This window comes from Flavobacterium sp. N1719 (genome assembly GCF_025947045.1).
In the GTDB taxonomy this organism is placed as follows: domain Bacteria; phylum Bacteroidota; class Bacteroidia; order Flavobacteriales; family Flavobacteriaceae; genus Flavobacterium; species Flavobacterium stagni.
Window position 1 is genome coordinate 1,848,335 of sequence record NZ_CP109993.1, and the last position, 25,975, is coordinate 1,874,309.

Here is a 25,975-nt window from a genome sequence, read left to right on the forward strand (position 1 = left end):
TTTGAAATTGAAACTAAATAACAACTAACGACTAAAGTCTAACGACTAACGTCTAACGTCTAACGTCTACTATGGAAAAACACGAATTAAAACGTTCTCTCGGACTCATTGACGCGACCAGTTTGGTGGCGGGATCGATGATTGGTTCGGGTATCTTTTTGGTAACTTCAGCCATGGCCCGGGATGTGGGTTCGGCGGCTTGGATATTGGTGTTGTGGTTCATCACCGGACTCCTTACGATGTCGGCAGCGCTGAGTTATGGCGAGTTGGCCGGAATGATGCCGAATGCCGGTGGGCAGTTTGTGTACATCCAACGGGCGTATGGAAAACTCGTGTCATTTCTCTACGGATGGACGGTTTTTACGGTCATTCAAACGGGCGTAATTGCAGCGGTTGCCGTGGCGTTTGCCAATTACACGGCGGTTTTCTTTCCGGTGTTGGAACAAAAGATTTTTACCTATGAAAGTTTTGTGTTTACCAACAAACAAATTTTGGCGATACTCAGTATTTTTTTACTGACCTATATCAATACCCGCGGCGTACAAAACGGGAAAATCATTCAGTTGGTGTTTACCTCGGCCAAGTTGATTGCTTTGTTTTCGCTCATCATTTTGGGCTTGTACGTCGGATTACAGTCGGATGTGCTGTCACAAAACTTCGCCAACCTTTGGGAAGCCAAGAAAACGGTGAATCATGAGGGGACGTTGGAAATCTCATTCCTAAGTGGCGTGGCCTTATTGGGCGTCATGGGGGCAACCATTATCAATCCATTGTTTTCGAGTGATGCCTGGAATAATGTGACCTTTATTGCAGGGGAAATCAAAGACCCGAAACGCAACATTCCACGCAGTTTGTTTCTGGGAACCTTAATTGTAACCATTATTTATTTGTTGGCGAATGTGGCGTATTTATCTCTGTTGCCGCTCAACGGTTCGCCCGATGGAGCAACAGTTATGGAGCGCGGTATCATGTTTGCGTCCGAAGATCGGGTAGGTGCGGCAGCAGCCAGTGTGATTATGGGGAATGTAGGCGTGTTGGTCATGGCCGGATTAATTATGGTGTCGACGTTTGGATGCAATAGCGGACTCATCTTGAGTGGCGGACGTTTGTTTTATGCGATGGCTCAAGACGGTTTGTTCTTTAAAAAGGCGGGCGAACTCAACGATAAAGAAGTGCCTGCACGCGCTTTGTGGGTGCAAGGTATTTGGGCGTCGTTGTTGTGTGTGACCGGGAAATACGGCGATTTATTGACCTATGCGACATTTGCGTCGTTGTTGTTTTATATGCTCACGATTGGCGGACTCTTTATTTTACGCAAGCGCGAACCCGATGCGGAACGTCCGTATAAGGCTTTGGGCTATCCGTTTATTCCGTTGTTGTATATTTTGATTACGGCTTCGATTTGTACAGCACTTTTGATCTACGACACCCGCAACACGGGATTGGGCTTGGGTATTGTGGCCTTGGGTGTTCCGGTGTATTATTTGTTTTTGAAAAAAAAGTCGTAAGTCTATTAGTCGTAAGTCGAAAAAGTCATAAGTCGTAAGTCGAAAAGTCATAAGTCGAAAAAGTCGTAATTCGGCAGTCATGATTTAAAACTCACAAGAATTTACACGGGTTTAACTTTAAACTTTAAACCTGAAACTTGAAACCCCTAAAACCCAAAAACCCCGCATTGCTGCAGGGTTTAGGTCGTTAATTCACATTATATACGCACGCCCGATTACTCGGCCATTCGTTTTAATTTCTGCCTTTCTTTCAAGGCTATTTTCTTTCCTATCAATTCGATATATCCGCTTTTGTTGAGCTCAGAGAGCAGGCGGATGCAACTTTCGGTAGCCGTACCAATCATACCGGCGAGTTCTTCTCGGGAGAGTTGGATGTGCAATGTACCGTCTTCGTTTTTACCGAAATTATCTTCCAAATATAATAAAGTTTCTGCTAATCTTTCCTTTACTGTTTTTTGTGCCATGTTTACCATGTGATCGTCGGCTTCGCGAAGGTCGCCGCAAATCGTGCGCATCATGTTCATCGAGAAATTGTTGTTCTTGTTGAAGAAACTCATGATTTCCGACTTGGGAATAAAGCATACTTGCATGTCTTCAAGGGCCACTGCACTCAAGTTGGTCGGTTCTTCACTAATCAACGAACGCTGTCCCAATAGCTCGCCCGGCTTGACTAGCTTGACGATTTGGTCTTTGCCATTCGAACTTAATTTCGACAATTTACAAACGCCATCTTTCACACAAAAGACCCCATTAATACTTTCGCCTTCCTCAAAAATAGGTTCGCCCTTTTTGATGGTATAGGAAGTTTTGCATTCGGCCATGTGGAGCAGTTCGTCCTTAGTAAGTGCCTTCAGGGAACTAAATTCCCTTACAATACACTGTTCACATTTGCTCATGGGAGTAAGATTTTTGTTACACCAAAGTTAGGTAATTATTCGCATGACAAATATCATATTTTAAAAAAAGTAGGTGTGTGACCTTTGTTACAGGTAAAATGAGCAAAATTATGGACACATCAACATGTTTCCATTGTGGTACGGAAGTAAGTCGGCAAGACGTCATCCGCTTTGATGAAAAAGATTTTTGTTGCACGGGATGTAAAACCGTGTACGAGATTTTCAGTCAGAACGATTTGACGTGTTATTACGACTTTCAAAGTGCCCCCGGAGCAACGCCTTCGGACATCAATGGAAAATACGACTTTTTAACAGACGACAAGATCGTCACAAAATTATTGGAATTTGAAGAAGCTTCCACCCATATTGTTTCACTGTACATACCGCATATTCACTGTAGCTCGTGTATTTGGATTTTGGAAAATCTACACAAGTTGCAACCGGGTATTGGCAGCTCGCAAGTAAACTTCCCCGCGAAAACCGTTCGCATCACCTTTAACCCCGAACAGATTTCCCTCAAAACCATCGTGGAATTGTTGAGTTCGATTGGGTATGAACCTTACATTAGTTTAGAAAATTACGAAGGCGACAAACACAAAATCGACCGTTCGCTCATTTACAAGATTGGAGTAGCGTTCTTCTCGTTTGGGAACATCATGTTATTATCCTTTCCCGAATACTTTGAAGTCGAAGAATTCTGGATCAATCAATACCGCGGATTCTTCCGTTGGTTGATTTTCTTTTTGTCACTACCGCCCTTGGTGTATTCCGCTAGTGGGTATTATGTATCGGCATGGAAAAGCATTCGGGCCAAAATGTTGAATATCGAAATTCCGATTGCCCTAGGTATCATCATCATGTTTGTACGTTCGACCGTCGACATTGTAATGAACTACGGACAGGGATTTTTCGACAGTATGTGCGGGTTGATATTCTTTATGTTGTTAGGGAAATTGTTCCAACAAAAAACCTACAACTTCCTATCCTTTGAGCGGGATTATAAATCCTATTTCCCGATTGCGATTACCAAAATCTTACCGAATGGGGAAGAAGAACCGGTGCAAGTTTACGACATTGAAAAAGGCGATCGCTTGTTAATTCGCAACCAAGAACTCATTCCTGTTGACGGCATATTAATTTCGGAAAAAGCTTCGATCGACTATAGTTTCGTAACCGGAGAAGCCGTAGCCATTGAGAAAAAGTCGGGCGACAAAATATACGCCGGAGGAAAACAAATCGGGAAAGTGATCGAAATGGAAGTCTTGTTTTCGGTTTCCCAAAGTTATTTGACGCAACTGTGGAGCAATGATGTGTTCCAAAAGAAACTGGAGTCCCAACACAAAAACATTACCGACCGCATTAGCCATTATTTCACACCGGCTTTACTACTGTTGGCTTTTGTCTCTTTTGCTTTTTGGATTTTCATCAATGTCGATACCGCTTTTAATGTCTTTACAGCGATTTTGATTGTGGCCTGTCCATGTGCGTTGGCGTTAACCGCTCCTTTTACTTTGGGTAATGTGTTGCGCATCATGGGGAATCGCAAATTGTATTTGAAAAATGCTTTGGTGATCGAACAAATGGCCAAAGTAGATACGATTGTTTTTGATAAAACGGGAACGATTACCACCAACAAAAAAACGGCCATTACGTATGAAGGCAACGAACTCAATAGCGAGGAATTGTATTTGTTAAAAAATACACTTCGGGGTTCGAACCACCCTTTAAGTCGCCGCCTGTACGATTATTTGCCTCCCCAAGAAAAAGCGACCGTCACCCATTTTGAGGAAATCACTGGGAAAGGTGTTTTTGCCACGGTGGAAGGTCATGACATAAAATTAGGTTCGTCCCAATTCTTAAAACACCTCAGTGAAAACACCCACAAGAAAACCAAAGTTCACGTGGAGATTGATGGCGTGTACAAGGGCAGTTATGTGTTCAATAATCAGTACCGCGAAGGCTTGGAGCAGTTGTTTGACCAACTCAGCGCACAGTACCAATTGGTTGTTTTGTCGGGGGATAATGATGGGGAACGCAAGATTTTAGAAAAAATGTTGCCCACAGGAACCACATTGGTTTTTAATCAAAAACCCGAGGAGAAATTGGCCTACATCGAATCACTCCAAAACCAAGGCAAAAATGTGATGATGGTAGGCGATGGTTTGAACGATGCAGGGGCCTTGGCACAGAGTAATATTGGGATTTCGATTTCAGAGAATGTGAATGTGTTTTCACCCGCCTGTGATGGGATATTGGATGCGACCCAGTTTTCCAAAATTGCCTTTTTTATGCAGTATTCCCGCAACGCGATGAAAACGATCTACATGAGTTTTGGCGTGTCGTTGTTGTACAATGTGGTCGGACTCAGTTTTGCCGTTACGGGTAAACTTCTACCGATTGTTGCAGCGATTATTATGCCGTTGAGTACGATTACTATTGTGAGTTTCGTGACGCTCATGAGCAATTGGTATGCACGTCGGAACTACCGTTAGTACACGGATTTTAAGATTTTTTTAGGGAATGATAAATGTCATGTTTTATCCCGTAGTGTGGGGGTAACTTTGTTTCAAATTAATAGGGTATGAGCGTAATCTATTTTTTAATCAGCATCAGTATCGTTGTGGCTGTTTTCTTCCTGGTAGCCTTTATCAAGGCCGTAAAATCAGGTCAGTATGACGATGACTATACACCGTCAGTACGCATGTTATTTGACGATGAGTTAATCAAAAAAACAAAAAACAACAATCAAATTAGTATAACCGAAGAAAAACAATAATTATGGAAATGCAACAATTTCATTACGACAACAAAGTTGTTCGAAATTTCATCTACGCCAGTATCGTTTTCGGGGTTGTAGGGATGTTAGTCGGCTTGCTTCTGGCTTTCATGTTCTTGTTCCCCAACGTGACGAGTGGAATTTCGTTCTTAAGTTTTGGTAGACTTCGCCCTTTGCATACCAATGCGGTGATTTTTGCCTTCGTGGGTAACGCCATGTTTGCCGGAGTATATTACTCCATGCAACGTTTGCTAAAAGCCCGTATGTTCAGTGATTTATTGAGTAAAATCCACTTTTGGGGATGGCAATTAATCATCGTAGCAGCGGCAATTACGTTACCTTTAGGATACACCACATCAAAAGAATATGCCGAATTAGAATGGCCTATTGATATTGCGATTGCTTTGATTTGGGTGGTATTTGGGATCAACATGATTGGTACCATTATCAAACGTAGAGAGCGTCACATTTATGTAGCCATTTGGTTCTACATTGCGACCTTCGTTACGGTAGCGGTATTGCATATTTTCAACAGTTTAGAATTACCTGTAGCAGGATTAAAATCCTATTCTGTATATGCTGGGGTTCAAGATGCCTTGGTACAATGGTGGTACGGACACAATGCAGTAGCCTTCTTCTTAACGACTCCGTTCTTGGGGATGATGTACTACTTCGTACCGAAAGCGGCCAATCGTCCAGTATATTCCTATCGTTTATCTATCATCCACTTCTGGTCATTGATTTTCATCTATATCTGGGCTGGACCTCACCACTTGTTGTACTCTGCCTTACCGGACTGGGCACAAAATCTTGGTGTAGTATTCTCAGTGATGTTAATTGCACCCTCTTGGGGAGGTATGATCAACGGTTTATTAACGCTTCGCGGTGTTTGGGATAAAGTACGTACGGATTCTGTATTGAAATTCTTCGTCGTAGCGATTACCGGTTATGGTATGGCCACCTTCGAAGGTCCGATGCTTTCCTTGAAAAACGTAAATGCCATTGCCCACTTTACCGATTGGATTATTGCCCACGTACACGTTGGAGCTTTAGCATGGAACGGTTTCTTATCGTTTGGTATGTTCTATTGGTTGGTTCCTCGTTTGACCAAAACCAAATTATACTCTGAAAAATTGGCCAACTTCCACTTTTGGATTGGTACTTTAGGGATTGTATTCTACGCCTTACCGATGTACGTTTCTGGATTTACCCAAGCGTCATTATGGAAACAATTCAAACCCGATGGAAGTGCGTTACAATACGGTAACTTCTTAGAAACCGTTACCCAAATTATTCCGATGTACTGGATTCGTGCTATCGGTGGTACCTTATACTTAGTTGGGGTATTGGTATTGGTTTACAACATCATCATGACCGTACGTCAAGGGGCGGCTGTTGAAGATGATTTCGCGGAAGCACCTGCTTTAGCACCTATCAGTGAAAACCGTTTGAAAGGTGAAACATGGCATGCTTGGTTAGAGCGTAAACCCGTGAAATTTGCTTTATACACTACATTGGCCATTCTAGTGGGTGGTGTGGTACAAATCTTACCGACGATTTTTGTGAAATCGAATATTCCAACCATCACTGCGGTGAAACCGTATACACCGCTTGAATTACAAGGTCGTGATCTTTACATCCGCGAAGGTTGTGTGAGCTGTCACTCGCAATTAATTCGTCCGTTCCGTTCAGAAGTAGAACGTTATGGGGATTACTCCAAATCTGGAGAATATGTGTACGATCACCCATTCTTATGGGGTTCTAAACGTACTGGTCCCGACTTACACCGTGAAGGGGTAACCGGAAAACCATTCAACGGTGGACGTCCTGATGTATGGCATTTCAACCACATGTATGACCCACAAAGTATTTCTGCAGGTTCGTTGATGCCACGTTACCAATGGTTAATCCACGACAAATTGGATAACTCGTTGTTACAGAAAAAAATGCAAGCGATGGTGACCTTGGGTGTACCCTATACTCCTGAAGAAATTGCAAATGCACCACAAACCTTGGAAGCACAAGCGAAAAAGATTGAAGCGAGCTTGATGAAAGACAGCGATATTCAAAAATCGTTTGGTACTGAAACGGCCAATCCGTTGAAAGACCGTGAGATCATCGCGTTGATCGCTTACTTACAACGTCTAGGAACCGATACTGCTGCAAAACCTAAACAATAAGTAACATGTTGAAGTTTGTAAAACATAATTTGGAAACCATTGCTGGGGTTGAAATATACCCCATCATTTCCTTGACCATCTTCTTTGCTGCCTTTGTGTTGTTTACCGTTTGGGCAATGACCTACAGCAAAGAGACCTTGAAGGAAATCAGTGATCTCCCTTTAAACGACGAAGAATAATTAACCGTAAAACAAGTAACAATGAAAAAATTATTTCCATCATATGTTCGTGTCCCTGTAATCTTCGCCTTTGTGTTGGTTGCATTAGAATACTTTATCGATTCTGGGGATAAACCGGCATTCGTGAAATACCCAATGGTAGCGTTGTTTTTAGGAGTGTTTCTGTTCCTATTGGTCGCTATCGAAATTGTGGTAAGCGCTGTGGATAAAGTGACCTATCACTTATTAACAGACGAACAAAAACAAAAATTAGAAGAAGCCCAATCGGTTTCGTTTACAGAAAGTAAGTTCTACCAAACGTGGATGAGCAAATTAACCCGTTCTACAGCCATCGAACAAGAAGCCGATGTGATGCTTGACCATGATTATGACGGCATCCGTGAGTTGGATAACGTATTACCACCGTGGTGGGTGAAATTGTTCTATATCACCATCATCTTTGGGGTAATTTACTTGGTACGCTTCCACATGTTTGGCGGCGACAACCAAGAACAAGAGTTCAAACATGAGGTTGAATTGGCAGAAGCCGAATTATTAAACAGCAAATCCGCTTCTCCAAAAGAAGTGATTACGGCTGATCAAGTGACTTTACTTAACGACAAAGAAAGTTTGGCCAAAGGACAAGAAATCTTCAAAAACGTTTGTGTGGCCTGTCACGGTCCACAAGGAGGTGGAGTTGTAGGTCCGAACCTTACCGACGAGTTCTGGTTGAACGGTGGTGGTATTAAAAATGTATTTAAAGTCATCCACGACGGTAGTCCACGTAACCCAACGATGGCCGCCTGGGGTAAAACCTTAGATTCTAAAGATGTTCAAAAAGTAGCCAGTTATGTACTGAGTTTACAAGGTACTAAACCTGCCGGTGGTAAACCTGCCGAAGGGGATAAATGGACAGAAGAAGCTGCTCCCACAGCCGATGCTGCAAAACCTGCCGACTCTACAGCAACTGCTAAATAACAGTTAACGGGTCCCGATACCCTCGGGACCCTATTACTAAACCCAAAAAAATAAAAAAACCATGGCCAGTCAGTTACATGACGACAGTTTCCGCGATACGATAGCTACTATCGATCAAAAAGGAAAACGTGCCTTCATTTTCCCCAAAAAACCTTCGGGACCACTTTACGACCGAAGAAAAATTGTTAGTTATTTCTTGTTGGTGTTTCTCTTCGGAGCGCCGTTTGTGAAAATCAACGGCCACCAATTTTTGCTCTTTAACGTTCTTGAACGTCGCTTTAATATCTTCGGATTTCCCTTTTGGCCTCAAGATTTCCACCTCTTTGTAATCTCCATGATTATTGGAGTCGTAGGGTTGGCACTCTTTACCGTAGCCTTCGGACGTATTTTCTGCGGGTGGTTTTGTCCGCAAACCATTTTTATGGAAATGGTGTTTCGCCGCATCGAATACTGGATTGAAGGCGATCGCAACCAACAAATTCGTCTCGAAAAACAAGAATGGGACGCCGAGAAAATTCGCAAACGCGTCACCAAATGGATTGTGTTTTATGTGATTTCTTTTGGGATTGCCAACGTATTCTTAGCCTATTTAAAAGGCAGTGATACGGTGATCGAATTTGTAAAAGAAGGACCAATGCACAATACCTCTACGCTCATTGCCGTATTGATTTTTTCTGCTGTTTTCTACTTTATCTATGCCTGGTTCCGTGAGCAAGTGTGTATCATCGCTTGTCCTTACGGGCGATTGCAAGGCGTGTTGTTGGACAATAAAACCATCAACGTTTCCTATGACCATGTGCGCGGCGAAGGCGAAAACGGTCGTGCCAAATTGACTAAAGGCGAAGACCGCGTTGCCGCTGGAAAAGGCGATTGTATCGATTGCAAAGCCTGTATTCATGTGTGCCCAACCGGAATTGATATCCGTAACGGGGTGCAATTGGAATGTGTAAACTGTACGGCATGTATCGACGAGTGCGATACCATCATGGACAAAGTGGGATTCCCAAAAGGATTGATACGCTATGCGAGTGAGGACGAAATTGTCAAAAAAGAAAAGTTCAAATTCACCAACCGTATGAAAGGCTATTCGGCCGTGTTGTTGATTTTGACCGGCATCTTTGTAGGCATGTTGTTCTTGCGCAGTCAGGTGGAAGCCACGATATTGAAAGTCCCCGGACAAATGTTCTTGAAAGAAGGCAACCGCATTGTGAATGTGTACAATTTCAAAGTCGTCAACAAAACCAACGAAGCGTTTCAACACGTGACGTTTAAATTGGTTGATGCCGAAGGCGGTGAAATTAAATTAGTGGGCGCCAATGCCATTACGGTCCCCGGCGACAGTCTAGGCGAAGGAACGCTTTTCATCAAATTGCCTGAATCCTTACTCAACGATGAGAAAAAGGTCTTGCATATTGAAGTGTACGACGGTAACCGTAGAATTGAATCGACTACGACGAACTTCAACGGACCGAGGAGGTTTAATTAGTAGGCAGTCGCAGTCGCAGTTGCAGTCGCAGTGTACAGTTACTTCTAAATTCTAACTTCTAAATTCTAACTTCTAAAAAAAACACCATGAAAATAAATTGGGGAACAGGGATTGTCATCGCATTTGCACTGTTCATGAGCTTTATACTCTTCTTTGTGTTTCGGGTACAATCCAACTCGAAATACGACAACGAATTGGTCGTTGAAAAATATTATTTAAAAGAACAAACCTTTGAACGGGATTTGGAACAACAAAACAATGCCTTGAATCTGAAAGAGAAAGTGCAGTTTGCCCAAACCCGTGAAGGGGTAACGATAACTTTTCCGAAGTCGTTTGACTTTGCGAAAATAAACGGTAAAGTGTCCCTTTACAGACCGTCTAGTCAGCAGCTTGATTTCGAAATTCCGATTTCGTTATCCAGTCCACATTTGCTCATACCTAAAAGCTCCCTGGCAGACGGTCGCTGGGACATTATCATCAACTGGAATTGCGACGGCGTAGGCTATATTTCAAAAGAAACCATCATCTATTAAATCATGTTGTACACGGCATTACTTCTCGGAATCATCAGCAGTCTGCATTGCGTAGGCATGTGCGGTCCGATTGCACTGATGCTCCCCGTAGACCGAACCAATCCAAGCCGTAAAGCATTGCAAATCCTGGTCTATCACTTGGGTCGGTTAACTGCCTATGGATTGCTGGGTTTGGTGTTCGGACTCCTAGGACGGGGATTTTACCTTGCCGGAATGCAGCAACACTTGTCCATTACGGTGGGCGTGTTGATGATTGTGGTGGCGGTACTGCCAGAAAAAGTTTTGGCCCGGTACAACTTTTCCAAACCCGTGTATAAAGCCATTGCCGCGATCAAAAGTCACTTGGGACAGCAGTTCAAAAGAAAGTCGGTGGATGCCTTGTTCACGATCGGACTCCTCAACGGGTTTTTACCCTGTGGAATGGTGTATGCCGCTTTATTTGGCGCGCTGGCCATGCCCAATTTGATGAGCAGTATGAGCTATATGTTCTTGTACGGTATAGGAACCGTGCCGTTGCTAAGTGCGGTGGTCTATGCGAGTCAGTGGATCAGTAGGCCCGTGCGACAACGCATTCAAAAATTAATTCCCGTGGTGGCCGTGTGTATCGGACTCCTCTTTATCGTTCGGGGGTTGGGATTGGGAATCCCGTATGTATCGCCTTCGACCATGAATCTGTATGTACAGGCGCAAGCCAATTGTCATTAATTAAGTAACCAAAAAACAAACGAATATGGAACGTCACGATTTATTACACGAGTTTCCTGAATTGACTGATAAAATTCACGAATTAAAAACACAAGATGCGCATTTCAAAAAACTCTTTGACAGCTACCACGAGTTGGAGCACCAAATCCACCGCATCAATACCGAAGAAGAAGTGGTAATTGATGAGTATGCGCATGAGTTGAAAGCAAAATTACTGCACTTGAAAGACGAGATTTATACCCGTCTCCAAGAGTAATTTTTTTGGGTTTAGAAGAAAAGCACGCTGGGAGGCGTGCTTTTTTAATTATGAATTTTTAATTATGAATTATGAGTTGGAAGTCGTAAGTCGTAAGTCAGAAAGTCGTAAGTCGAGAAGTCATAAGTCATAAGTCATCAGCTTTAAACTCCAATTGATTATTTAATCACTAGTCACTAATTACTAATCACTAATCACTAGTCACTAATCAAAAAATAGGAAAAACCCTAGTGGGATTTGTAGAATAATTTTTATTTTGCAGGGGATTTGAAATTAGAGAAACGTTATGCACAATTATAAAATCACGAAATATGACAGATAAAACAAAGATCAATGGTCAGCAAAGTAAAACAATGAAATGCGGTATTATTATGCCAATCGCTCAACATAGCGATTATCCTCAGGATCATTGGAAAGACGTTTTGAACATTCTCATAGAAGCAATAAATGAAACAGATTTTGAGCCGTCATTAGTAAGTGACGACCCTGCGATTGGATTAATACACGACAGAATTGTTACAAACTTGTATACAAATGAAATTGTAATCTGTGACGTAAGTTCCAAAAATCCTAATGTAATGTTTGAATTAGGACTACGCTTGGCTTTTGACAAACCTACAATTATAATAAAAGATGAGTTAACCGGTTTTTCTTTTGATACTGGTATTATTGAACATATACCATATCCATCATCATTGAGATTTTCACAAATAGTTAATTTCAAATCTGAGTTAATTAAGCGAATTAAGGCAACATATGAAACTTCAAAGGCCGACACAAATTATTCACCATTCCTGAAAAGCTTTGGCAAAAGAATTGTTCCTGCAAAAATTGATGGACAAGAAATTAGCGAGTCAAAATATATAATTGAGTCTCTCAATGGATTGCAATCAGAATTTAGATATCTAAGAAATAGGGTCTTAAATAGTGATAATGACTTGCGTCATAATGAAATAATGGAAAAGAACATTTACACCATAATTCGCAATGAACTTGAAAATTATGTAAAAGTGAAAGGTTTAATAAAGTCCGAAAAAGAAATAGAAATGATTGCTATGGATGTGGCAAATAAATATGGTTTAAATGTCTCAAGAAATATGATTTCAAAAGTGATTCGTGAATTTGACTATATTGACTTGAATAAAAAATAACTGTGCATAACAGCACTTACCCAAAAGTGGCGGTTTAGTGGTTAAATCAAGCTTTGTGCTTCTATCAAAGTCTCTGCTTGGTTAAAAGTGAAGTGCTTCGAAATAGACACCTTCGGGTAGCTGCAATACGTTAGCAGCAATAATTGACACCAATGAGTAGAAATAGAAATCTGGAAAATCTCATTAATCTTAGTGCTAAATATCTAATATTACAGCAACAAGACTCATTTGAAAATAAAGAGACTGTAATGGAAATGAGAAAACTCCCATTACACATTTACTTGATTTGTAGGTCTCCAAAAATTTTACTTGATGTGACAAAATCAGAAATTGGTCAAAAAAAAATAACACTAAATTTCTACACCAATTCAAATGGTATTAGAAAAGATATTATTGTATCAACCATTAATAGACCGGATCAACACATCAAAGAATTAGAATGTCCATATCCATATAACACTTTTAAAGCCTTTTCTGAAAAGAAAAAGTTCCATTCTGAAGGAAAAACAAATTTACTTTTTAGGTATCTAACAGGTCAAAATGAAACATACTATGATGAATTAAATCTTGAAGTCTTATATGTTGGTCAAGCATTTGGGAAAAATGGAAAGCGAATTACTATAGATCGGTTAAAAGTTCATGAGAAAGCTCAAAAAATTTACTTTGACACCCAAGACAAGTTTCCAGACTATGAAGTTTGGTTTTTAAGTCTGACTTTTGAACCAAGTTTAATGACAGTTTTTGATCCACGCACATTTTATAATCCAGATTTAATGGATGAAGATTTAGAACATCAATTAAAAATAGAATCTACTCCAATATCATTTGATCAGCAGATAACGATATTAGAAGCCGCATTAATAAATTATTTTGATACTTCTGAATTTAATAAAGAGTATTTAGATTTTCCATCAAAAAGTCATACATCATATGATGAAGTTTATAATCTTGATTTTAATTCTGTAGGATTTGAGCTTTCAACAATTAGCTTACACACAAAATTATTCAGCAAAAATGTAGAACCAAACTTTCTGCATTATAAAAAATTCTTTCTTCATAGTGAGAGTGAAAGAAAGGCAATGTTACATTGGTTAGAAAAAGATTAACCAGCTCCACAAATGTTTTTAGTAGCACACGGCTCCGCAACAGTCTCCCGACTTTGTGGTTCCGTAAATCCAATTAGTCATCTATACCATACGTTTTTCCAAAAACCGTTATCTTAGTTCAAAATTCACTGTTATCGTCAATACCAAACAAACCATGAATAGAAAAGACCTGTTTACTTTAGTTGCATTGGTACTCCTTTACTTTTTTGTAAGTTTCTTTCACATAGAAAGTACGGCCCAAAAGGAGTTTGGATTACTGTATACGATTCTACCAATTGTTATTTTTTGTTGCCTATTGGGTGTTATTTATTTTACGAAAACCGTTAAAAAAATTATAGTCCCAATTGTTGTATTCACTTGTCTGATTCTATTCGTGCTTGATCTAGTTTATGCGACTTCAATTTCCTTTAAATTACCGGGTATTGGTTTTTACTTGGTTTCGGCGGCACTCTTGTTTGTCTATTATCCTAGAATTAAAAAAGCAATAAAGAAGAACTGAAATAAGTTACTAGATTGAAGTGATTTTCATTCTATTTTCAATCTGAAACGAATGAAAGCTGCTGAGTAGCTAAGCTCCTGAGATTCTGAGAAGGTGTGCTGTTGATGAGTCAGGAAACTTGCAGATACTCTTACACTTTTAAATACACTTTTACACTCCTTTCAACCAATCTACAAATTCCCCGGCGACAAAACTTTAAACTTTAAACCTGAAACTTGAAACCAACCCCGCTCCAACAGTCTCCCGACTTCGTAGCCATTATCCCTAATCCTTTGCCCTACACTTCCCGTTGCGCTGGTAACCTGACACCTACATCCTAAATCTTTTTCCCTTCGCTGTTCATAGTGTACACTTCACTTCCCCGGTTATTACTTAGGTTGTATTGGCTTTAAGCAGCGACAGGGTTGTGTTTGGGTGCGTTACCCCACTAAAAAGGTAGGGTTGGGTACGCTTTTTACCTACTGCACCCACTAAAAAGGTACGAAGGGGTACGTAAATCACGTACCTCCCGTACGCCTTATGCGTACTTCGGGGAGGGGGGGTACCCCCGTCGGGGTCGGTATTTGGCATACCTAGGGTACGCACATTACGTACTGGAAGTACGCTTTTTGCCGCATTGACGCAGCATTAGGCGTACTCTTTAGGGTATTTTGCATTAGGGGTTTCGATTAGTCGGAACGGGAAGTGACTGAGTTCCTGAGCTGCTAAGCTCCTGAGCCTTCGTAAACAACAACTCTTCCTTAGAATCCAACATTAAACACCACGCAACAGCTATGTTAACTATGTTACTATGCGGTTTAACAAAAAAAGCCTATCGAATTTTTAAGTTTACTATGCGGTAACACCGAGTAGTAAATAAATTTAACCACATAGGGACATAGTTTTCATAGGATTGAAGCTGCTGAGAAGCTAAGCCACTGAGCAATCGTTGTGTGAAGAATGGAATGGGATTTCTCCTTGCGTCGAAATGACAAGATTGTGTTTAAAGCTGCTGAGCCGCTGAGAAGCTAAGCCACTGAGCAAACGTTGCGTGAAGAATGGAATGGGATTTCTCCTATCGTCGAAATGACAAGATTGTGTTTAAAGCTGCTGAGCCGCTGAGCCGCTGAGCTCCTGAGCAAACGTTGCGTGAAGAATGGGATGGGATTTCTCCTTGCGTCGAAATGACAAGATTGAGTTTAAAGCTGCTGAGCCACTGAGAAGCTAAGCTCCTGAGCAAACGTTGCGTGAAAAATGGAATGGGATTTCTCCTTGCGTCAAAATGACAAGATTGTGTTTAAAGTTGCTGAGCTGCTGAGAAGCTAAGCCTCTGAGCAAACGTTGCGTGAAGAATGGAATGGGATTTCTCCAATCGTCGAAATGACAAGATTGTGTTTAAAGCTGCTGAGACACTGAGCTGCTAAGCTCCTGAGTAGGTGTGCTGTTAGTGTATTCGTGAATCGAGCAGTTACCCTTACACTTTGATTAAAGCCGCTGAGCTTCTGAGCTACTGAGCAGGTGTACTGTTGATGAGACAGGAAACTTGCAGATACTCTTACACTTTTTACACTCTTTAATACACTTTTAAACCCCAATCCACCCAGCGGCCAACTTTAAACCTGAAACCTGAAACCTGAAACTAAATCAACCCCCTTACACCTTCACCCGGCGTTGCTCTGTTTCAGAAGCGCCCGTTTGACGTTGTTTGGCTGTTTCTCCTTTGCTAAAACGGTAACTGAAGGATAAGGTGACCACTCGGGAATCAAAGTAGCTGTACCAGCCGGCTTGTGCGTTGGCGATATTACGGATGTCTCCGCGGACTTGGTTGGAATACAAAATGTCGGAAACATTCAGTTTTAAAGTTCCTTTGTTTTTTAAAATTTTTGCAGCTAATCCCGCGCGATACGTTGTGATGGGATAAATAATAAATTGTCCCGATAAGGCCTTGCTTTGGGACTGTCCCGACAATTCGGCGGTGAAACGTTTGCTCAAAGTAAATTGAAAGGTAGGCGCAAGGGCCCAACTCCATTTTGAGTCGTTTAAGGTTTCGGTGTAGACCGAACTCTCAAACACGTTATTCATTAATTCGGCATAACATTGTACCGTCCACCATGGGGTGAAGTTGAAACCCGCATTGAAACTTAGACCATACGAAACTTGTTTGGCAAAATTTCCGGGGCGACTGTAATACGTTGTGCCGCGTTGTTCGTTGGTTTCTGAAATGACATTGTCGATATAACTGTACAGTAAAGTGGTGGTGTATTTCTTACGAAAGGTATACGACAATTCAGCATTGTACGAAAACGTTGGTTGCAAAAACGGATTCCCGCCGTAGTAGGTAAATCGGTCCATGGGATAGGTAAACGGATTCAAATCCTTGTAATCAGGACGGTCGATTCTACGTCCCAACGATAAGCCCACCACATGATTTTGTAGGGTGTCGATGCGGTGTTGGACATACAGTGTCGGAAATAAACTGGTATATTTTTTTACAAATGACGAATCCCGAACCACTGGATTCCCTGATTGGTAGCCGTCAATATGGGTGTATTCCAAACGCAATCCGGCTTGTACGGTCCATTTTTTATAGTCTTTGGCATAATTGACATAGCCGGCATGAATGCGTTCTTGGTAGGTGAAATCATTGGAAAAATCATAATTGGGCGTCACTGTAGCACCTACCACATCATAAAAGGCAGCGATGTTGTTGGTTTTTACATAACTACTTTTCGCTCCAAGGTCCAGCGAACCTTTGGCAACCGCTATTCCCGAATAATCGGCTTTCGCCGTCGCAATTTTGATGGTCGAGGGTAAGTTGGATTGCAATAACGATTGATTAAGTACACTACCATCAGGAGCCGATTGGGTGTTGTACAACTCTTGGTTGATTTTGGAGTCGTACCCAATATAATCAGTATTGACCGTGAGTTCTTGTCCCTTATCGTTGAATTTATGGTTGAGGTTGAGGTTCAAACTACCATTTTTGAAAACCACATCCATTGGATTGTAGGCCTTGACGGTACTGGTGGTTTGGCCATTGCCGTCGGTGATTAAGGCATTGTTGGTGGTTGACCGATGGGAGGGATTATAAAAACCGCTGACCAAAACCCCAATCGTTGTTTTTTTACTCGCATAATAATCGGCACCCAAGCGGGCAGATTGATTGCGGTTATTGGGTTTGATGTACGAGCGTTGGGAAAAGGTAGAGGCTAAATTACCCGAATTGTCAAAGTATTTACGGGTAATCGTAAGGTCTTGGTAGGTGTTGTTTTCAGAAAAAGCGACATTGGAAAAGAAATTCCATTTGTTCAAATGATAATTGAAATTGAGCGAGTTGTTGGTACGCGCATAGGTGCCTTGTCCGTAGGCCAAATTCACGCCGCCATTAAACCCTTTGGACTTGCTTTTTTTTGTGCGAATATTGATGATCCCTGAATTCCCCGCGGCTTCATACCGAGCCGGTGGATTGCTGATGACTTCAATCGACTCAATTGAAGATGAGGGCAACGATCGTAAGTAGGAGGCCAAGTCGGCTGCCGCCAGATAGGTAGGTTTATCATCGACATAAACGATTACGCCTTGTTTGCCTTTGAGGGAAATGGTACCGTTCATATCTACCCGAACACCCGGTGCTTTCTCCAACACTTCCAATGCGGTGAGTCCGGCGTTGCTAATCAATACCTCGGGATTGACGACAATGCGATCAATTTTTTGTTCGACAAAGGCTTTTTTCTTTCCGACAACCGCTACTTCCTGTAAAGTTTCGGTCGCTTTTTGTAACGTAATCGTCGGAATTTGGAGGGGCGAAGCTTCAAAATGATAGACGGGCGAAAGGTATTTTTCATACCCTAAGGCTTGCACTAGGATACGAAAATCTAGCGGTTGAGTGCGTTCGAACTCAAAACGCCCTTGTTCATCGGTAACCGTCGTTTTGAGTGGATCTTCGTTTTCAATTCCGATTAAATAGATGGAAGTTGCGGAGAGCGGTTCGTTGGCAGTTCCCAGAAGTTGACCTTCTATTTTTTGGGCATGAAGGGAGAGTGTTCCTATCAGGAAACTCAAGAAAGCAAATACTGATTTCATGGTTAGGGTTGATTTGATTGCAACCACTGTCCGAAAGCATAGCCTTCATGGAACAAATAAATACTCAAATAAACAATGGAAACCCCAATGAAAAGACGTTTTGCATTCGGTATTGAAATGGTTTTTGATCGCATGTGATTGATGATTTAGCTAGCGGAAATATCCAAGCATTTCATCATTGGACAAGCATACGCTCACATTGTTACAATCTGAAGTTGTTAAATTTTGGATGTACAGCGGTAGTTGAATTTTTTAAACAACTAAATGGCGACTTTTGCTTGAAACAAATTAAAGCTGCTGAGCCGCTGAGCTTCTAAGCTACTGAGTAGTTGTTCTGTTGATCAGTCAGGAAACTTGCTGTTACATTAAAGCTGCTGAGATACTGAGTTCCTAAGCTCCTGAGGTGGTGTACTGTTGATGAGTCAGGACACATGCAGTTACCCTTACACTTTTTACACTCCTCTAAACTTTTACACTCCTTATCAACCAAACTTCAAATTCCCCAGCACCCATAACTTGAAACCTGAAACCTGAAACTTTACCTCACACCGTCATCGAAAACAATTGGGTCTGTGGCGCAGCGCGTTGCAAATGCAGGTCAAATGCCATACAAATGTTGCGTACATAGGGTTTGCCTTTTTCGGTAATTTGGAGTCCGTTGAGGTGGAACTCCAACAAGCCATCGTGTTCCATTTCTTGCAAATGGGCAATGACTTCGGGAATTTCATTAAAATACAAGGTGTCGTCTTCCCATTGCGTTTGGAAAGTACACATTAAATTTAAGATATGGCGACGGATCACTAAGTCTTCTTCCGTCAAGAGATGACCGCGAAGTATCGGAATTTCGTTTAGTTCCAAGCGGTCGTAGTAGTCTTCTAAATTCTTTTCATTTTGGGCAAAACTGTACCAACTGTCCCCAATCGAGGAAACGCCCAAGCCAATCATGACTTTGGTTTTGGTCACGGTATAGCCCATAAAATTGCGGTGGAGTGTTCCGTTTTGAAACGCCTCATACATGGAGTCGGAGGAGAGTGCAAAATGGTCCATCCCAATTTCGTGGTAATGGTGGGTAGCGAGGCGTTTTTTGCCTTCTTCGTACAATTGGCGTTTTACGTCGTCTTGTGGCAAATCCTCGTCTTTAAATCCGCGTTGGCCGTTGCCTTTGATCCAAGGCACGTGCGCATAGCTATAAAACGCCAAGCGGTCGGGGAGGAGCGACTTGGTTTTGTCGATCGTGTCCATCACATCTTCCAGGGTTTGGAAGGGGAGTCCGAACACCAAATCATGGCCAATCGAAGTGTACCCAATTTCGCGCGCCCAAAACGTCACTTTCGCCACATTATGAAAGGGTTGGATGCGGTGAATAGCGGTTTGTACGGTAGTTGAATAATCTTGTACGCCAAAACTCACCCGACGAAAGCCCAAATCATACAGCGTTTGCAAATGCTCGCGCGTGGTATTGTTGGGATGTCCCTCAAAACTAAATTCGTGATCACGAGCCACATTCGCTTCTTTCAAGATTCCGGTAATCAACCGACGGAGGTTTTCAGGGGAAAAGAAGGTAGGTGTACCGCCCCCCAAGTGGATTTCGCGGATATTTGGTTTTTTGGGTAATAACTCGCAGTATAAATTCCATTCCTTCAACACCGCAGCAATGTAGGGGTGTTCGACCTCATGTCGTTTGGTAATCCGTTTGTTGCAACCGCAGAAGGTACATAAACTTTCACAAAAAGGGAGGTGAATATAGAGGCTGATGCCCTCCGAACTATTCGTTTCCTTGAAGGCTTGAATCAAGGTCTTTTCCCATGCTGGTTTGGAGAAATCCGCTTCATTCCAGTAGGGAACGGTGGGATAACTCGTGTATCGTGGACCGGGTACATTGTATTTCTGGATGAGTGAAGGAGTCATGGGTTTATGCAATTTTGTACCAAAGGTAGGCGCAAACCACTCCTTATAAAATGATAATTGTCATGCATAAAAAAAGTCCGCTATTCGGCGGACTCTTTATTTTGTTTAATTAACGCATTGATATGTTTCAATTTGTCTTTCCAGGTGAGCAATTCCTCTTTGTGACGTTCGATGCTTTTCTTCACCTCATTCACGATCGGATTGTTTTTGCTGTTTTGGAAGAACTGAATGTTGTTTTCCAATTGGAAGATTTCATGTTGTACTTCGTCAATTTTGCGCATGATGAATAATTTTTCGTTATCCAACTTACGGCTGTCATCCCCAGCGAAGGCATCCAATTTGCTCGTGAAACGATTCATTTCGCCTTCTTTTTTGCTGGCGCTTAATTTTTCGAATAAGGCATCCAAAATCTTGTTGAATTTCCCTTCGATATGACGACGGTTGAACGGTACTTTGCCCAATCCTTTCCACGCTTCAATATGCGCTTTGATCGCATCTAAGTCAGTTTTGTGGTCACCTACCAATTCGAAACTACGCAATTGTTCCAAATAGGCTTTCTTCTTGTTGAAGGCTTCCATTTCCACCGCATTTTCTTCTTTTTTGCTGTCTTTTAAACGCTCAAAGTACGAATTACAAGCTTCTTTGAATTCTTTCCACAACGCATCCGAGAATTTACGTGGCACATGACCAATGGTTTTCCATTCGTCCTGAATTTGTTTCATCACGGCCGTTGTGCCTTCAAAATCTTCCGAGTCTTTCAAGGCTTTGGCTTTTTCAACCAAGGCTTGCTTGCGACTTAAATTATCGCTTTGATCGCGTTTGATTTCTTTATAGAAGGAATTTTTAAGCGAATTAAAATTGCGAACTGCATTTTTAAAAGCAGCCCAAGTCGCTTCATTCACTTCGGCAGGCACCTTACCAGTGGCAAAGAACGCATTGCGTAAGGCTTCTACTTTGGCAATTTGATTTACCCACAATTGGTGCGCGTCTACTTTTTCCGTAGCCAATTGCTCCAATTGAGCGATGATTTCTTGTTTTTTCTGTAAGTTTTCCGTTTCACGGTGACGGAAGCTTTCGGCAAGCGATTCGCGTTTGTCGTGCATTTTTTTGGTCAACTCACTAAATTTCTCCCACAATTCCTCACGAACGTCTTTGGAAACGGGTCCGATGTCTTCTTTCCAAATGCGGTGTAAATCTTGCAATTCACGGAAAGCTTTGTTGATGTCGGCTTCGTCCAACAATTCTTCAACACGCGCAATGATGCGTTGTTTCTGTTCGAGATTGTGTTTGAATTCCAAATCACGGGCTTCACGGTCCAAGTGCAACACATCGTAGAAATTTTCTAGATGGAAGTGGTAGTTGTTCCACACGTGATTGTATTTATCTTTCGGTATCGGTCCCGCATTTTTCCAGCGTTCGCGGATATCGTTCAATTGTTTTAAAGCTTGCGCAATGTTGCCCGTCGAGTTTGCGACAACATTTTTCAATTCCTCTACTAACGCCTCGCGTTTTTCAAGGTTGGATTTAAGCGCATTTTGAAGTGATTTGAAATGGTTGTTTTTCAAATCACGGTATTTAGTATATAAAGAATCGAATCGTTTTTTTAACGGGAAATCGTAATGGAAATCTTCAGTAGTATCGGGGTTTTCCGCATGGAATTCGTCGCGTTTCTCATCGATGAAATGGTGGAATTTCGACATAAACGATTTGCGCAATTCTTCCACATGTTCGCGAACCGACATCACATGGTCAACATTGACCAATTCTTCCAAGGCGTTCACCAATTGCTCCATCGATAAGGTATCGTAATCCTGCATCGGAATGTCGTGACGGCCTTTTAAAGTTTCGTCTTCGCTTTCCTCTGCATTGACATCTGCGATGGCATTTACAGCAGCTTCTTGTTCGGTAATTGCCGCAGAAGGCGTATCAGCTTCTTCACCCGAAAGCACTTCTGTTTCTACCGGAGTTTCTTCGGCTAAGGGTGCTTCGACTTCGGTATCGGGTACCGGACTTTCAGTTACCGCTTCTTCAACAGTCGCTTCAACTGTTTCAGCAACCGTTTCTTCTACCGTTTCGGCAACACTTTCCTCCTGAACTGCAGGTGTTTCTGTAGCAGCGGTTTCTTGATTTTCCATTCCATCTGATCCGTTTTGCTCCGGAATCAGGTTATCATTCAATTCTTCTGACATTCGATTACGTTGTGGGGTTATACACTTATTTAGGGCGAAAGATAGTAAAGAAGTGCCAAAATACAAAGAAAATCAGCGGTTTCTGAAGTTATTATTCGATTAAAAAAAGAAGGATTGTGAGGAGTGCCTAGGAACGGTTCCAAATTTTCCAAGCTTTTTCGGCCTGAAAAACCAACATGGGATAGCCGTTTTCAATCAAAGCACCTTGGGCTTCAGCCTGTTGGAGAAAAAGTGTTTTTTCGGGATTATAAATCAAATCAAAAGCGATATGGCGGGAAGTAAAATAGGTATAGGGAATGGGCGGACATTGGTCTACGTTGGGAAAAGTACCCAACGGGGTGCAATTGATGATGATGGAGTAGGTGTCGAAAATCGTTTCGTTCAAATGTTCGTACCGAATCGCATTGGGGTAATCATTTCGAGAAACGAAGGCATACAAAATTCCCATTTTTTCGAGGGCAAAGGCCACCGCTTTGGCAGCGCCACCCGTACCTAGAATTAGGGCTTTTTTATGGTGGGGAAGGAGAAGCGGCGTCAAGGCTTTTTTGAACCCAAACCAATCCGAATTATAGCCTTTAATTTTTCCATTTTTTTTGAATCGAATGACGTTGACAGCGCCAATCTTTTTAGCATTTTCTGAAAGTTCGTCCAAATACGGAAGTATCGCTTCTTTATAGGGAATGGTCACATTCAATCCCTTGATGTCGAGATGATTGGCTCGTAGTTCAGGGAAATCGGAAATCGATGGGAGATCAAAATTCTCATAGGTATATCCTTGATACTGTTCGGCACTGAATTTCTTGCCAAAATACGTTCGGGAAAAAGAATAGTCGATGTTGCGGCCTATTAATCCGTAGCGTTTTTTGGGGGAATCGGACATTATTTTTGGAATTTTGCGATGTAATGTTGTACCGTTGGACGTTCCCAAATCGAGGGGAACAATTCTTCAATGAGCGTATGGTGTGCGTAATTTTGACGCAAGCCATTCGCTAAATGGTACAAACCTTTTTCATCCAAATGTTGCATAAAATACAAGCCAGCCAAGCGGTATTCAATTTCGAATTCTTCGGTATAATATTCAGAAGCTTGCAATAAAGTAAGCACCGCATTATCGTATTCGCCCAAATAATTCAAAATATCTACCCAAAACAACCAAGTGTCCAATTCGAAATCTCCGAATTCTACTGCTTTACGATAGCCGTATTCGGCCTCTTCGTAAAAATTCATGGCTTTGTTAATGGTGGCATAGCGCTTCCAATAACCGCGGTTTTGATCGTCAATCGCCAAGGCTTTATTCACGTAGAACAAGGCTTTTTGGTAGTTTTTTTCTCGAATATAAAAATCGGTGATGGCAATCCAACCTTTGTCTAAAAGCGGATCTTCGTGTACCGTTTGGTTAAAATATTTCATCGCTTCGGCGCGATTGCCTAATTTTTCATGGCATTTTCCGATACGCAATAAGGCGTAGGAGGTAGGATCATCAAGGTTGATGGTTTGTTCGTAGCATTCTATCGCTTCTTCATAGCGCATCAAACGTTCCAAGGCCTTACCTTTTTCCATGTAAGCCCCCACAAACGTATCATCGATGTAGGTGGCGTATTCAAAAGCACGAACGGCATTTTCGTAATCTTTCAATCCGTAATACAAACGACCGGATTGGTGCCAAGCGATTTCACTGTAGGGATTGCGATCGATATACGTTTTTAGGTACTCAACCGCTTCTTTGTTTTGGTCTAAAAACTCAAAACAATACACCACATTATATAATGCCGATTGATCCATGATATCTTCTTCTAGACATTTGATGAAGCTTTCTTTGGCCGCTTCCAAATTGTCCATAAAAAGATATTCCATGCCCATTAAGTTATAGACATCAGCATAATCATCGGTAAATTCTAAGGCTTGTTGCAAACACTCCACCGCTTTTTCGTGGTTGTCGCGTTTGGAATAAATACTGGCACGTTGAATGAAGATTTCTTCGTTGTGCGGTTCAATCGCATAGAGTTCGTTTAGTAACCGCTCAGCAGCATCGAGTTTGTCTTCGTAGACCAACATTTCGACTTGAACCAATTTAAGCCCTGTCGATTTCGGATGTTGTTCCAATCCTAATTTCAGTGCTTTTTTGGCTAAGTTGGTTTTCCCCATGTCGAGGTAGTGCAAAATAATCTCCTCAAACTCTTCCGAATCGAAGAAGAATACTTTGTTCGTTTTCAGCATCGACTCAAAACGGTTGAGCGATAAGTTGTAGTCGTCTTCTTCGTGATCCAGATACATAGCAATTGGGGTTAACGTTATGCATACTAAAGGTACACAACCCTTTTCGGAAAACGTAAATTTTAACGAATTGTTTTAAACAATTTAATTAACAGGTTTAGCGGTTAACTGCTTTATCCTCAGCTAAAATCTCATCCAATACAGCCAATAGTATGGCACAACCTTCCCGAATTTCGTCTTCAGAAACCGTAAGGGGCGGTGTAATTCGGATGGCTTTTCCTTCAAATAATAACCAAAAAAGAATGAGTCCCCGGTCATGGGCTTTCAAAATCGCGCGGTTGGTTATTTCCGGATCGGCCGTCATGGCAGCCAACATGAGTCCGCGGCCCCGAACTTCTTCAATTAGCGGGTGAACCAATAAAGAGCGGAACAAAGCTTCTTTTTCCAATGATTGACGGGCATAATCTTGGTCTAACACTTCTTGTAAGGTGGCCAAACTCGCCGCCGCAATCACTGGATGACCGCCAAATGTAGTAATGTGTCCCAATTTGGGATCGTGACTCAACAAATCCATGTGTTTTTCGTTGGCGATGAAGCCGCCCACAGGCATACCGCCTGCCATTCCTTTGCCAATAATCACTACGTCAGGTACCACATTGTAATTTTCGTAGCCAAAAAGTTTACCTGTGCGTCCAAATCCGGGTTGGATTTCGTCAACTATCATCAAGGCGCCAACTTCTTCACAGCGTTGTTTGACTTTAGTCAAGAATCCGTTCTTTGGTTCGATAAAACCCGCGCCACCTTGGATACTCTCCAAGATAATTCCTGCTGTTTTGGTCGTGATTTTTTCTAAATCGGCTTCGTTATTAAAGGTAATAAAATCCACATCGGGAACGAGGGGACGGAAGATTTGTTTGCGTTCTTCAAAGCCCATAACACTCATCGAACCCATCGTATTGCCATGATAAGCATTGTGACAGGAAATCAATTGTGAGCGACCCGTAACGCGGCGCACCAACTTCAACGCGCCTTCTGTGGCTTCGGTACCTGAATTGACCAAATAGACTTTATTCAGGGACGGATGCATATGTTGGACCAATAACTTACAGTACTCCGTGGCCGGATGTTGGGCATATTCCCCATACACCATGACGTGGGAATATTTGTGGAGTTGGTCAATAATCGCTTGATTGACGCGTGGATGTTGGTGACCCAACGAACAGGCTGAAACGCCCGCTACAAAATCCAAGTATTTTTTATTTTGGGTATCGTAAATATAACTTCCCACGGCATGGGAAACTTCCATAGCGAGGGGATAGGGCGAAGTTTGCGCCTGGTATTTAAAAAAGTCCGCTTTACTACTCATGGTA

The 25,975-nt window shown here is 42.0% G+C and carries 20 protein-coding genes; 12 read left to right on the forward strand and 8 right to left on the reverse strand.

Annotated features, from left to right (window positions below; all coding sequences use genetic code 11):
* The first annotated feature begins 71 nt into the window (after positions 1 to 71).
* Positions 72 to 1,508: an APC family permease gene (locus OLM45_RS07970; protein ID WP_264509469.1), complete on the forward strand. Its 1,437-nt coding sequence runs from the start codon at positions 72 to 74 to the stop codon at positions 1,506 to 1,508.
* 215 nt (positions 1,509 to 1,723) lie between these two features.
* On the opposite strand, the gene OLM45_RS07975 is transcribed toward OLM45_RS07970, so the two are convergent.
* The gene (locus OLM45_RS07975) at positions 1,724 to 2,404 is read right to left on the reverse strand and encodes a Crp/Fnr family transcriptional regulator (protein WP_129460962.1); all 681 of its coding nucleotides are present in this window, start codon (positions 2,402 to 2,404) and stop codon (positions 1,724 to 1,726) included.
* Between the two features lie 110 nt (positions 2,405 to 2,514).
* Between OLM45_RS07975 and OLM45_RS07980 the strand changes: the two genes are divergently transcribed.
* From OLM45_RS07980 to OLM45_RS08030, 11 genes are all read left to right on the forward strand, one after another.
* Complete coding sequence (locus tag OLM45_RS07980; protein ID WP_264509470.1) at positions 2,515 to 4,896, forward strand: heavy metal translocating P-type ATPase; 2,382 nt, start codon at positions 2,515 to 2,517, stop codon at positions 4,894 to 4,896.
* Positions 4,897 to 4,985: 89 nt separating this feature from the next.
* Positions 4,986 to 5,180: a cbb3-type cytochrome oxidase assembly protein CcoS gene (gene ccoS / locus OLM45_RS07985; protein ID WP_129460964.1), complete on the forward strand. Its 195-nt coding sequence runs from the start codon at positions 4,986 to 4,988 to the stop codon at positions 5,178 to 5,180.
* Positions 5,181 to 5,182: 2 nt separating this feature from the next.
* A complete protein-coding gene (ccoN, locus tag OLM45_RS07990; RefSeq protein ID WP_264509471.1) occupies positions 5,183 to 7,360 on the forward strand; it encodes a cytochrome-c oxidase, cbb3-type subunit I in 2,178 nt (725 codons plus the stop codon).
* A 5-nt stretch (positions 7,361 to 7,365) separates the two neighbouring features.
* Positions 7,366 to 7,539 (forward strand): CcoQ/FixQ family Cbb3-type cytochrome c oxidase assembly chaperone, encoded by a 174-nt coding sequence (locus OLM45_RS07995; RefSeq protein WP_129460966.1) that lies wholly within the window; start codon positions 7,366 to 7,368, stop codon positions 7,537 to 7,539.
* Between the two features lie 21 nt (positions 7,540 to 7,560).
* Positions 7,561 to 8,496: a cbb3-type cytochrome c oxidase N-terminal domain-containing protein gene (locus tag OLM45_RS08000; protein WP_264509472.1), complete on the forward strand. Its 936-nt coding sequence runs from the start codon at positions 7,561 to 7,563 to the stop codon at positions 8,494 to 8,496.
* Positions 8,497 to 8,557: 61 nt separating this feature from the next.
* On the forward strand, positions 8,558 to 9,982 hold the full coding sequence (ccoG, locus tag OLM45_RS08005; protein WP_264509473.1) for a cytochrome c oxidase accessory protein CcoG: 1,425 nt from the start codon (positions 8,558 to 8,560) through the stop codon (positions 9,980 to 9,982).
* Between the two features lie 86 nt (positions 9,983 to 10,068).
* Positions 10,069 to 10,515 (forward strand): FixH family protein, encoded by a 447-nt coding sequence (locus OLM45_RS08010; protein ID WP_264509474.1) that lies wholly within the window; start codon positions 10,069 to 10,071, stop codon positions 10,513 to 10,515.
* A gap of 3 nt (positions 10,516 to 10,518) precedes the next feature.
* Positions 10,519 to 11,220, forward strand: coding sequence for a sulfite exporter TauE/SafE family protein (locus OLM45_RS08015; RefSeq protein ID WP_264509475.1), 702 nt, complete (start codon positions 10,519 to 10,521; stop codon positions 11,218 to 11,220).
* Between the two features lie 25 nt (positions 11,221 to 11,245).
* Positions 11,246 to 11,476 carry a YdcH family protein gene (locus OLM45_RS08020; protein WP_129460971.1) on the forward strand — a complete coding sequence of 77 codons (231 nt, stop codon included), beginning with the start codon at positions 11,246 to 11,248 and terminating at the stop codon, positions 11,474 to 11,476.
* A 311-nt stretch (positions 11,477 to 11,787) separates the two neighbouring features.
* Complete coding sequence (locus OLM45_RS08025; protein WP_264509476.1) at positions 11,788 to 12,627, forward strand: RNA helicase; 840 nt, start codon at positions 11,788 to 11,790, stop codon at positions 12,625 to 12,627.
* Positions 12,628 to 12,779: 152 nt separating this feature from the next.
* The gene (locus OLM45_RS08030; protein WP_264509477.1) at positions 12,780 to 13,733 is read left to right on the forward strand and encodes a hypothetical protein; all 954 of its coding nucleotides are present in this window, start codon (positions 12,780 to 12,782) and stop codon (positions 13,731 to 13,733) included.
* A gap of 2,131 nt (positions 13,734 to 15,864) precedes the next feature.
* Here the strand turns inward: OLM45_RS08030 and OLM45_RS08035 are convergent.
* The 7 genes from OLM45_RS08035 to OLM45_RS08065 form a co-directional block, all read right to left on the reverse strand.
* A complete protein-coding gene (locus tag OLM45_RS08035; RefSeq protein WP_264509478.1) occupies positions 15,865 to 18,294 on the reverse strand; it encodes a TonB-dependent receptor domain-containing protein in 2,430 nt (809 codons plus the stop codon).
* A 2-nt stretch (positions 18,295 to 18,296) separates the two neighbouring features.
* Positions 18,297 to 18,428, reverse strand: coding sequence for a hypothetical protein (locus tag OLM45_RS08040; protein WP_264509479.1), 132 nt, complete (start codon positions 18,426 to 18,428; stop codon positions 18,297 to 18,299).
* A 409-nt stretch (positions 18,429 to 18,837) separates the two neighbouring features.
* Positions 18,838 to 20,202, reverse strand: a complete 1,365-nt coding sequence (hemN, locus tag OLM45_RS08045) for an oxygen-independent coproporphyrinogen III oxidase (RefSeq protein WP_264509480.1) — start codon at positions 20,200 to 20,202, stop codon at positions 18,838 to 18,840.
* A gap of 80 nt (positions 20,203 to 20,282) precedes the next feature.
* The gene (locus OLM45_RS08050; RefSeq protein WP_264509481.1) at positions 20,283 to 22,391 is read right to left on the reverse strand and encodes a DUF349 domain-containing protein; all 2,109 of its coding nucleotides are present in this window, start codon (positions 22,389 to 22,391) and stop codon (positions 20,283 to 20,285) included.
* Positions 22,392 to 22,518: 127 nt separating this feature from the next.
* A complete protein-coding gene (locus OLM45_RS08055; protein ID WP_264509482.1) occupies positions 22,519 to 23,271 on the reverse strand; it encodes a shikimate dehydrogenase family protein in 753 nt (250 codons plus the stop codon).
* Positions 23,271 to 24,665 carry a tetratricopeptide repeat protein gene (locus tag OLM45_RS08060; protein ID WP_264509483.1) on the reverse strand — a complete coding sequence of 465 codons (1,395 nt, stop codon included), beginning with the start codon at positions 24,663 to 24,665 and terminating at the stop codon, positions 23,271 to 23,273. The genes OLM45_RS08055 and OLM45_RS08060 overlap by 1 nt, the downstream gene beginning before the upstream one ends.
* A 97-nt stretch (positions 24,666 to 24,762) precedes the next feature.
* Positions 24,763 to 25,971, reverse strand: coding sequence for an aspartate aminotransferase family protein (locus tag OLM45_RS08065; RefSeq protein ID WP_264509484.1), 1,209 nt, complete (start codon positions 25,969 to 25,971; stop codon positions 24,763 to 24,765).
* Positions 25,972 to 25,975: the final 4 nt, after the last annotated feature.

Bases quoted from the DNA above. Each gene is read 5' to 3' on its own strand.
- OLM45_RS08010 (WP_264509474.1), top strand. From the start codon at position 10,069: ATGAAAATAAATTGGGGAACAGGGATTGTCATCGCATTTGCACTGTTC.
- OLM45_RS08000 (WP_264509472.1), top strand. From the start codon at position 7,561: ATGAAAAAATTATTTCCATCATATGTTCGTGTCCCTGTAATCTTCGCC.
- OLM45_RS08065 (WP_264509484.1), bottom strand. From the start codon at position 25,971: ATGAGTAGTAAAGCGGACTTTTTTAAATACCAGGCGCAAACTTCGCCC.
- OLM45_RS08025 (WP_264509476.1), top strand. From the start codon at position 11,788: ATGACAGATAAAACAAAGATCAATGGTCAGCAAAGTAAAACAATGAAA.
- OLM45_RS08050 (WP_264509481.1), bottom strand. From the start codon at position 22,391: ATGTCAGAAGAATTGAATGATAACCTGATTCCGGAGCAAAACGGATCA.
- hemN (WP_264509480.1), bottom strand. From the start codon at position 20,202: ATGACTCCTTCACTCATCCAGAAATACAATGTACCCGGTCCACGATAC.
- ccoN (WP_264509471.1), top strand. From the start codon at position 5,183: ATGGAAATGCAACAATTTCATTACGACAACAAAGTTGTTCGAAATTTC.
- OLM45_RS07995 (WP_129460966.1), top strand. From the start codon at position 7,366: ATGTTGAAGTTTGTAAAACATAATTTGGAAACCATTGCTGGGGTTGAA.
- OLM45_RS08055 (WP_264509482.1), bottom strand. From the start codon at position 23,271: ATGTCCGATTCCCCCAAAAAACGCTACGGATTAATAGGCCGCAACATC.
- OLM45_RS08020 (WP_129460971.1), top strand. From the start codon at position 11,246: ATGGAACGTCACGATTTATTACACGAGTTTCCTGAATTGACTGATAAA.
- OLM45_RS08040 (WP_264509479.1), bottom strand. From the start codon at position 18,428: ATGCGATCAAAAACCATTTCAATACCGAATGCAAAACGTCTTTTCATT.
- OLM45_RS08030 (WP_264509477.1), top strand. From the start codon at position 12,780: ATGAGTAGAAATAGAAATCTGGAAAATCTCATTAATCTTAGTGCTAAA.
- OLM45_RS07970 (WP_264509469.1), top strand. From the start codon at position 72: ATGGAAAAACACGAATTAAAACGTTCTCTCGGACTCATTGACGCGACC.
- OLM45_RS08015 (WP_264509475.1), top strand. From the start codon at position 10,519: ATGTTGTACACGGCATTACTTCTCGGAATCATCAGCAGTCTGCATTGC.
- OLM45_RS07980 (WP_264509470.1), top strand. From the start codon at position 2,515: ATGGACACATCAACATGTTTCCATTGTGGTACGGAAGTAAGTCGGCAA.
- OLM45_RS07975 (WP_129460962.1), bottom strand. From the start codon at position 2,404: ATGAGCAAATGTGAACAGTGTATTGTAAGGGAATTTAGTTCCCTGAAG.
- ccoG (WP_264509473.1), top strand. From the start codon at position 8,558: ATGGCCAGTCAGTTACATGACGACAGTTTCCGCGATACGATAGCTACT.
- OLM45_RS08035 (WP_264509478.1), bottom strand. From the start codon at position 18,294: ATGAAATCAGTATTTGCTTTCTTGAGTTTCCTGATAGGAACACTCTCC.
- ccoS (WP_129460964.1), top strand. From the start codon at position 4,986: ATGAGCGTAATCTATTTTTTAATCAGCATCAGTATCGTTGTGGCTGTT.
- OLM45_RS08060 (WP_264509483.1), bottom strand. From the start codon at position 24,665: ATGTATCTGGATCACGAAGAAGACGACTACAACTTATCGCTCAACCGT.